Raw genomic sequence first — 7,349 nt, forward strand, 5'->3', positions numbered from 1 at the left:
CAGAGAAAAGTTTTAATTTTTACCTGTCCGCTATAAGATGTCAAATTTTTTGAGTAATTGCTGGGGGATTTAAAAAAATTTGTTTACTCAAATTAAGAGTTAAATTTGGAAGGTTTCTAGAGCGCGTTTTTTCTCAAGTGGGGAAGGAAAAAATCCCACCCCCACACTTGTCAATTTATCGTTTTTGTTTGAATTGAGAACCGATGCCCAAAAGTCCTAAACCTAATAATCCTAAAATTGCCGAAGGTTCGGGAACCTGTTGGCCGGTCAGACTAAAGGCAAAATCCGTTCCAAGTTGACTGCGGCTCCCGAAAAAGTCTTGATAAGAAACACCATCGCCCTCACTGCTGGTGTACCATCCCCACTGGGGCGGAAATCCAAGACTAGGAACAATGGCCAGCCAATAGGTTGCACCCGCTTGGGCGAGGAAAGTATTGGTCAAGTTCGCACTATAACTATAAGTGGGAACCCCGATATTACTTGTACCGATAAAAGTTTCCCCCGCATTCCCCGTTATCGTTTCCGAGAAAAGCAAAGAACCGGGCTGACCAGCGTTATTACCGAAAATAGAGAGGGCAAAGGAGGAGATGGGTGCTGCTGTTGGGGGATTAAAATAACCCCCCACCCAGTCAACACCATCAACTAAATTGTCACTGGAGAAACTAAAGTTGTCGTAAACAGTGGCATAATTACCTAAAGAATTAGTATCATTTTGGGATGCGAACGAGCCGCCAGCGGGGAAGTTAGCAGCTTGGCTAAAGATAACACTCGCTTGGGCGGCTTGGAAAGGGGTTAGGATGGCTAGAGTTGCCCCCGCTAACAATAAGCAATGCTTACCCCCCCCGCATTTTTGATAATTTTTGTTAATGTTTGCGCCATGGAAATCTCTTCCTTGGTAAGTTTTCTTCGATTATATAATTGTATTTTTCAAAAGACTGGTATTGCCTGCTACCAATAAGTAATGCTTACCCCCCCCGCATTTTTAATTATTTTTGTTAATGTTTGCGCCATGGAAACCTCTTCTTTGGTAGAGTTTCTTCGATTGTATAATTGTATTTGCCTCTCTTGGATATTGGCTGAAAAATGTTCACAATCTCACATTATGGGCTTAACGCCTGCGCCCCTACATTGCACAATGACCTAAAATACTTTTTCAGCAAGCCTTTATTTTATTACCATAAACGATAAAAATTTTTCAACAAATGCGGCGGAATTTTTAGATAATAACCAATAATTACTAATTGATTAACTAAGGTGGTTTTGGCAACTCCTAATTTTTGCCAACGTCTTGCCGAGGTAATCACCGGAGCAGAAACTATGGCTATTTTACCCCTTTTTTTCAATCTTTGTATTAATTCAAAATCTTCCATAATTGGCAACTCAGGAAAACCGCCCAAATCGGCAAAGATTGAGGCTTTTAAAAATATTCCTTGATCTCCGTAGGGAAGGGAAAGCCAGCGAGAACGCCAATTAACTAATTTTTCCACTAAACGCAGGGTTTTTTCTTCTCCATCAATTTTTAATTCAAAGGCCCCCGCTACTATCCCAGATTGGGATAAAGTATTGATAATTTGTTCTTGAAATTCCTGGGGAAGTAAAGTATCTCCATGCAGAAATAACAAAATATCTCCTTTCGCTATTTTGGCTCCTAAATTCATCTGAAATCCACGACCTTTACTGGGGGAAATAATTACTTTTCCTCCCAATTGTTCGGCTATTTCTCTGGTTTTATCGGTACTTCCCCCATCGACAACAATAATTTCTACCCCCGCACCTATCTGTTTTAACGTTGCTGCAATTCTTAACTCCTCATTAAGAGTCGGAATGATAATACTAAGATAATTCATCAGGTTTTGCGCTAACTAAAGTCAGAGGATTTAGGGGCGACCATCGGGTAAATTTTCCTACAGATACCGAGGGATTGACTGGGATTTTTAATAACTGTTTTTTCGGTAGAAAAGTTAAACATTGCTGCCAGTTCTTCAGAGTGGCTAAAGCTGGAGTCAAAAGTCGATACCAAATTAGGTTACACTTCATCTTTATGGAAAGCGAAACTCTGTTCTAAGATAGGTGGGACAATGCCGAATATTAAAGGAGACGATGGTGCGCTCAAAACCATCTTCAGCAATAGTAAAATTATCGCAGTGGTCGGGCATTCCGAGAAATCGAGCCGCGCCAGCTATCAGGTGGCCAAATTCCTGCAAGCGGTGGGTTATCGAGTCTATCCTGTCAATCCTATGGTCAAGCAAATTGACGGTCAAAGCTGCTATCCTTCTCTAGAGGCTATCCCCGAACCTGTGGATATTGTTAACGTTTTTCGTCATCCTGATTATCTACCCGAAATTGTCGAGTCAGCTATTGCTATTCGGGCTGCTACCCTTTGGACACAATTGAGAATTTATCACCCAGTTGCCGAAAAAAAAGCGATCGAGGCGGGTTTAAATGTGATTATGGATGCTTGTATCCAGATAGAATATCAGCGTCTATTTGCCTAAAACAAAACCCCACCATGGGTGGGGTTTCGGGTTTAATTTAGGAAATCCTAGAAGGTAAAGGTTCCGCGGAGAGTGCCAATCCACTCGTTACCAGTGCCTTTGAACTGTTCAGGTGCAGAAATCCAGATGACACCGGGGGTGATAGAAATATTGTCGGTGACTTGGTACTTGTAGAACAATTCAACGTGGTAGGGAACGATGTTAGATACTTTTAGCCCCATGTCTCGGAAGCTTAAGTGACCGATGTAGGGCTGCGCACCAGCAAACAGACCTAAGATATTTCCTTCTTTACCCAAGTCGGGGAAGGCAATACCAGCACCGTAGGTCCACACTTCCGCGTCACCGAGACCGAGTAAACGCACGGTGGAGTAGGAACCGAAGGCACTCAAGCTGGCGAAACCAATATCCACTGCACCGGTTAAACCGTAGCTATTGGATACTTTGGCTCCGAAGTTGAAGAAACCGACTTCATCCTGTAGGGTGACGCTATCAGGATCGTTGCCGTTGACGTTGAGCAGGGTATTTAACTGAGTTTGGGAAAGGTTAGCGGCGGAAGTCCCCGTTACACCGAAGGAACCACCGTTACCGAAGATGGCGGTATCGGCACCTTGGTAAGCGTTAACGTAGGTGAAGCCGACGTTGAGGAAGTTAAAGAGGTTAGCGTTAATCTGTGCTAAAGCGGCGTAATCTCCGTTAAAGAGACCATTACCCGGGTTAGGATTGGCCGCAGAACTAGAGCCACCACCACCGGCTAAGTAACCCAAGGATAGGGAGGTCGGACCGACAATGCTTTGGAGGAAGCCTAACTGTAGGCTAACACCAGCCCCAGAACCACCACCGATACGATAGATGGGGTTTTCGGAAGCGAAGGTAGATAGCGCACCATTACCACCGTCGAAGTCTTCAAAGAAGGGATTAGTGGTGGGAACGAAGTCATTCCAAATACCACCCCAAGCGGCGACGTAGGTATTGAAGCGACCAAAATAACCTAAGTCAATCGGGGTATAGTAGGCCAACCAGTCGAGAACCACATCGCTACCGTTACCGGCCGCGGTCCAAGTTTGGAATAGGGAAGGGCTTTGCAGATTATCGAATCTGACGGAAGCGGGATCACCATTTTGTAGTGTGGTGGTCGATTTGTAATCAAATCCGAAGGGAGTGGCACTACCCGCCGCTAAACGAGTTTTCAATACGTCCTGACCGGTGAAGCTCGTGTTTAACAGCAAACGAGCGCGGTATTGCATGGCGGCCTGGGAGGCGGGGCTACCGGCACCGACCGTATCGGTGACAGCGAAGATAACTTCCCCAGCTAATTTGGTGGTGGTGGAGAATTGGTTATTTTCGAGGAAAGACACCCGGCTTTCTAAGTTATCAACTCTAGCTCCCAAGGCCGCTAATTCGGCCTGGAACTCATCCATCAAGCGCTTGAGGGCATCTAAGTCTTCCTTGAGGACGTTGACACCATCTTGAATTAAACGTTCCATGACGTTTAAGCAAGCGTTTAAACCAGCCGCAAATTCCCAACGGGTTAAAGCTCGGTCGCCGCGGAAGGTGCGATCGGGATAACCAACAATACAACCATAGCGCTCCACAAGGCTTCTTAGGGCTTCATAAGCCCAAGCGGTGGGGGAAACATCCCGCAGTTGGTTAACGCTGGTGACTTGATCGATGGTGTTGCCCTGTACGGGTGCAACTTGACCTTCGTTACCGTACTGTTCGATCTGATTGAGTAATTCGCCAGTTCCTGCAGCGTTGTCCTGAACTTGAGCGATTTCTAGATTGTTAAATTCGGTAGAAACACTGGTAGATTTGGCGGGATCGAAGCTACTAGCATTAGCGGAAGCTACTAGGGTAGCCCCTAAAATCGCTGGGCTAACCAGCAATGATTTCCAGAACATTCTTAACATGATGGTTTTTTCCTCACACCTTATAGGTTGACTACACAGTTTGACGACGCATATAGCCTTTCTATTCTTTTGCCATTATACACAATTTAATTACTTAGGGAAAGATGCGATCTCATTTTTTTTCCCTTGACCAGTTGAAAAAGTGGCCACCCTGTCGCTCCTAACGGCACTTAAACAAAAACTAAAGTAGGTTAGAATCCTTACACAGAGAAAACTTAAGCTCATACAACAGGCTCGTCTAGACGAGTCGGGCAAGGTTCTGTGATTTTGATAACGGCCACTGAACTGGGTTGTTGTCAGGTTAATTGATGATTTCTATGGTGGCACTCTTAATATGGAGTGATGTCTAATGGGCAAAACTTAACGCCGATAAAAACAGGGACAAGACCATGAAAAAAAGAAAGATAGCCAATACACTGCGTAAAGCCTTGCTAGAAGATGGCAAGATGGAACGCGCTCTCTATGAATACGAATTAGAAGAACACATAGACTACTGGTACGAAGGTCTCAAGTCCGACCGTGATCAGTTTGTCTTTGCCGTCACGGAAAACTCCGGTGATGTGGCAATGGTATTGATTACGCCTGGTAAAACTATCTATGTCAATGAGGAGGCGAGAGAGAAACTAGCTAAATTCTGGATAAAAGCTTATGAGAATAATATAAATCAACTCATTCCCATGATGGCAGAGAATTTGGCCAATGATATTATCTCGGTGACAGGCGTTAAAATGGTGTCCCCAAACCAGAAGCGACGCTGGGTTAGTTTGCGCCCGTAGAGTTAAAGTCAAGAAAGGCTCACTTAGGAAAAAATTGGTATTAGTTCTGGTTCTGGGGTTCCCAGATGACGGGAAACCCTCAAAAACTATCCGCCCTTACCAATTGCTCGGTAAGGGCGGTGTAGCGGGTCATCGGAATCGACACCAGACTGCCGGAAGGAACTCCAGCTAGTCTAAATCTTGTTTAGACGTGGGGGTCTAGAGAACAGCCCCGGCGCACAGCCAGCTATTGTCGATTAGGAGACCCATGCTTTTACTACTTTCTACCATCGACATCACCTCCTGTATCCCTTAACGGATTGATTATCAAATTTATCTGTAATTAGCTTAACGCAGCTGTGCGGAAAAAATCAAGGCCGGCAGCTAAAAATTTTTTCGGCAGGCTGAGATTAGCCCCAAAATGTAGGTGGAGATAGGAAGCGTGCAGATTCTTACCTTGCCACCCTTCGGCATTGATAGCACTTTTGGGGAATGCTTGCAGTTGATAAATCGGTGCGTCGCTCACCCCGCTTAATTGGGAGCGATGGAATTCATGGCCGCGCACTGGTTGACCTGCTTTGAGCAGGATCGTCTCCTGTTTGGCGATGGCTTGCCGATAACCTAGGGTTAATTTCGGTGACATTATAGCAGATTGGGGGATTATTCGCAACATAGAATGGTTTTTTTGCTCAAAATCAATTATTTTTTCACATAAATACATTAATCCCCCACATTCGGCGTAGGTGGGCATTCCAGAGGCGATCGCTTTTCTCACCTGAGTTAAGATAGGGGTGTTAGCGGCTAATTCCGGGGCAAAGATTTCGGGAAAACCGCCACCAAAGTACAACCCTTGCAGGTTTTCGGGCAAATTTGCCCCTTGCAAGGGACTCCAAAAGATTAATTCCGCGCCTAAATTGGCTAAAATATCGAGATTATCGGGATAATAAAAGTTAAAAGCCTTATCTCTGGCAATACCGATACGGATAGGGGGAAAAAGCTTATTTTCTCCTGTGGGATTTTTCGGGTTCTCTTGGGGAGAAATAGTGAGTAAAGGCAAGAGAATGTCCCAATTAAAGCAGTTTTGGGCAATAGAAGCCAGTTGATCTTGCAGTTGCCTGATTTCTCCTAGTTCATCCCTGGGAACTAATCCTAGATGGCGATCAGGAATTGTCAGGGAATCTTGACGACGCAAAACCCCGACAATCGGCATATTGATCGATTCTAGGGCGGTTTGCAGTAATTGCAGGTGGCGATCGCTGCCAACCCGATTGAGGATAACTCCGGCTAGATGGAGATTTTTGTCTAAAGATTGATAACCGCGGACAATAGCGGCGACAGAGGTAGATAAACGACTACAATCGATAACTAACAGCAGAGGAAGCCCTAAAATACGGGCAATATGGGCGGTACTGGCATAATCGGGAAATTGAGTATCGCTTAATTGAATACCATCAAATAGCCCCATTACCCCTTCAATCAGAGCATAATCGACATTTTGACAATGTTGGGCAAAACAGGTTTTTACATAGTCTTCAGAAGTTAGAACCGGATCGAGATTGCGACAGGGGCGACCGGTAAAATGAGTATGGAACATGGGATCGATATAATCTGGCCCGACTTTAAAAGATTGCACTCGATCGCCACGACTGATTAAATAGGCCAAGATTGCCAGAGTAATCGTAGTTTTACCGACTCCGCTTCTTTCTCCTGCGATGATCATTATTAGTTGTTTTTTTTCGAGATCGAGCTAGACTTAATTAACCTGTTACACAATCAATTCTAGAGCTTGCCAACGGCTAATAGAGTCAATTTTGGCCGCTAACTGGTTCCTGTGTCAATCGACTTTTTTTTATTAGCGGCGAAATCAATTTGACCACGTTTAGGATCATTGTCATCATCTCTAGACAACCAGCTATTGTTCTGACGTTGCCCAAAACCAGAGACTTCCTACCCCACCATGAAGATAGGCTAAGACGCATTTTAACCGCCTATCCTTGAGATTGGCTAAATCTACCCAAATCCCTTTACTGTTGCAAGAGTGCCTCATCTCAACAAGCAATTTAAATTCGCGGGCAGCTTAAGTAGGGAGGCACAATTATTTGTAGGATGGGTTAGCGGTAGCGTAACATAATCGGGCGTTGGGTTTCATGCTTCAACCCAACCTACGTTCATCTTATATTTAATTCCACCCA

Annotated in this window: 7 protein-coding genes; 2 read left to right on the top strand and 5 right to left on the bottom strand. The window is 44.8% G+C overall.

All coding sequences use genetic code 11. The annotated features are described in order from the left end of the window. Positions 1 to 175 precede the first annotated feature (175 nt). The 3 genes from PX636_RS10665 to PX636_RS10675 all read right to left on the bottom strand — a co-directional run bounded on the left by PX636_RS10665 (position 176) and on the right by PX636_RS10675 (position 2,037). Positions 176 to 823, bottom strand: a complete 648-nt coding sequence (locus PX636_RS10665; protein WP_288117120.1) for a PEP-CTERM sorting domain-containing protein — start codon at positions 821 to 823, stop codon at positions 176 to 178. 349 nt (positions 824 to 1,172) lie between these two features. Then, a complete protein-coding gene (locus PX636_RS10670; RefSeq protein ID WP_288117122.1) occupies positions 1,173 to 1,847 on the bottom strand; it encodes a TIGR04283 family arsenosugar biosynthesis glycosyltransferase in 675 nt (224 codons plus the stop codon). After that, positions 1,834 to 2,037: a hypothetical protein gene (locus PX636_RS10675; protein ID WP_288117124.1), complete on the bottom strand. Its 204-nt coding sequence runs from the start codon at positions 2,035 to 2,037 to the stop codon at positions 1,834 to 1,836. The genes PX636_RS10670 and PX636_RS10675 overlap by 14 nt, the downstream gene beginning before the upstream one ends. A gap of 41 nt (positions 2,038 to 2,078) precedes the next feature. Here PX636_RS10675 and PX636_RS10680 point away from each other — a divergent pair, with 41 nt between their 5' ends. Next, positions 2,079 to 2,495 carry a CoA-binding protein gene (locus PX636_RS10680; RefSeq protein ID WP_125731644.1) on the top strand — a complete coding sequence of 139 codons (417 nt, stop codon included), beginning with the start codon at positions 2,079 to 2,081 and terminating at the stop codon, positions 2,493 to 2,495. A 47-nt stretch (positions 2,496 to 2,542) separates the two neighbouring features. Here PX636_RS10680 and PX636_RS10685 read toward each other — a convergent pair whose 3' ends face one another. Beyond that, a complete protein-coding gene (locus PX636_RS10685; protein WP_288117127.1) occupies positions 2,543 to 4,402 on the bottom strand; it encodes an iron uptake porin in 1,860 nt (619 codons plus the stop codon). 389 nt (positions 4,403 to 4,791) lie between these two features. On the opposite strand from PX636_RS10685, the gene PX636_RS10690 reads away from it, so the two are divergent. Next, positions 4,792 to 5,178 (top strand): hypothetical protein, encoded by a 387-nt coding sequence (locus tag PX636_RS10690; RefSeq protein WP_004163047.1) that lies wholly within the window; start codon positions 4,792 to 4,794, stop codon positions 5,176 to 5,178. 322 nt (positions 5,179 to 5,500) lie between these two features. Here the strand turns inward: PX636_RS10690 and PX636_RS10695 are convergent, their stop codons facing one another. Further along, positions 5,501 to 6,877 carry a cobyrinic acid a,c-diamide synthase CobB gene (locus PX636_RS10695; protein WP_288117129.1) on the bottom strand — a complete coding sequence of 459 codons (1,377 nt, stop codon included), beginning with the start codon at positions 6,875 to 6,877 and terminating at the stop codon, positions 5,501 to 5,503. Positions 6,878 to 7,349: the final 472 nt, after the last annotated feature.

Source organism: Microcystis sp. M53598_WE2 (assembly GCF_030067735.1).
GTDB classification, from domain to species: Bacteria; Cyanobacteriota; Cyanobacteriia; order Cyanobacteriales; family Microcystaceae; genus Microcystis; species Microcystis aeruginosa.

Excerpts from the sequence above, each read along its gene's own strand:
- PX636_RS10690 (WP_004163047.1), top strand. The coding sequence starts at position 4,792 with ATGAAAAAAAGAAAGATAGCCAATACACTGCGTAAAGCCTTGCTAGAA.
- PX636_RS10675 (WP_288117124.1), bottom strand. The coding sequence starts at position 2,037 with ATGAAGTGTAACCTAATTTGGTATCGACTTTTGACTCCAGCTTTAGCC.
- PX636_RS10680 (WP_125731644.1), top strand. The coding sequence starts at position 2,079 with ATGCCGAATATTAAAGGAGACGATGGTGCGCTCAAAACCATCTTCAGC.
- PX636_RS10670 (WP_288117122.1), bottom strand. The coding sequence starts at position 1,847 with ATGAATTATCTTAGTATTATCATTCCGACTCTTAATGAGGAGTTAAGA.
- PX636_RS10695 (WP_288117129.1), bottom strand. The coding sequence starts at position 6,877 with ATGATCATCGCAGGAGAAAGAAGCGGAGTCGGTAAAACTACGATTACT.
- PX636_RS10685 (WP_288117127.1), bottom strand. The coding sequence starts at position 4,402 with ATGTTAAGAATGTTCTGGAAATCATTGCTGGTTAGCCCAGCGATTTTA.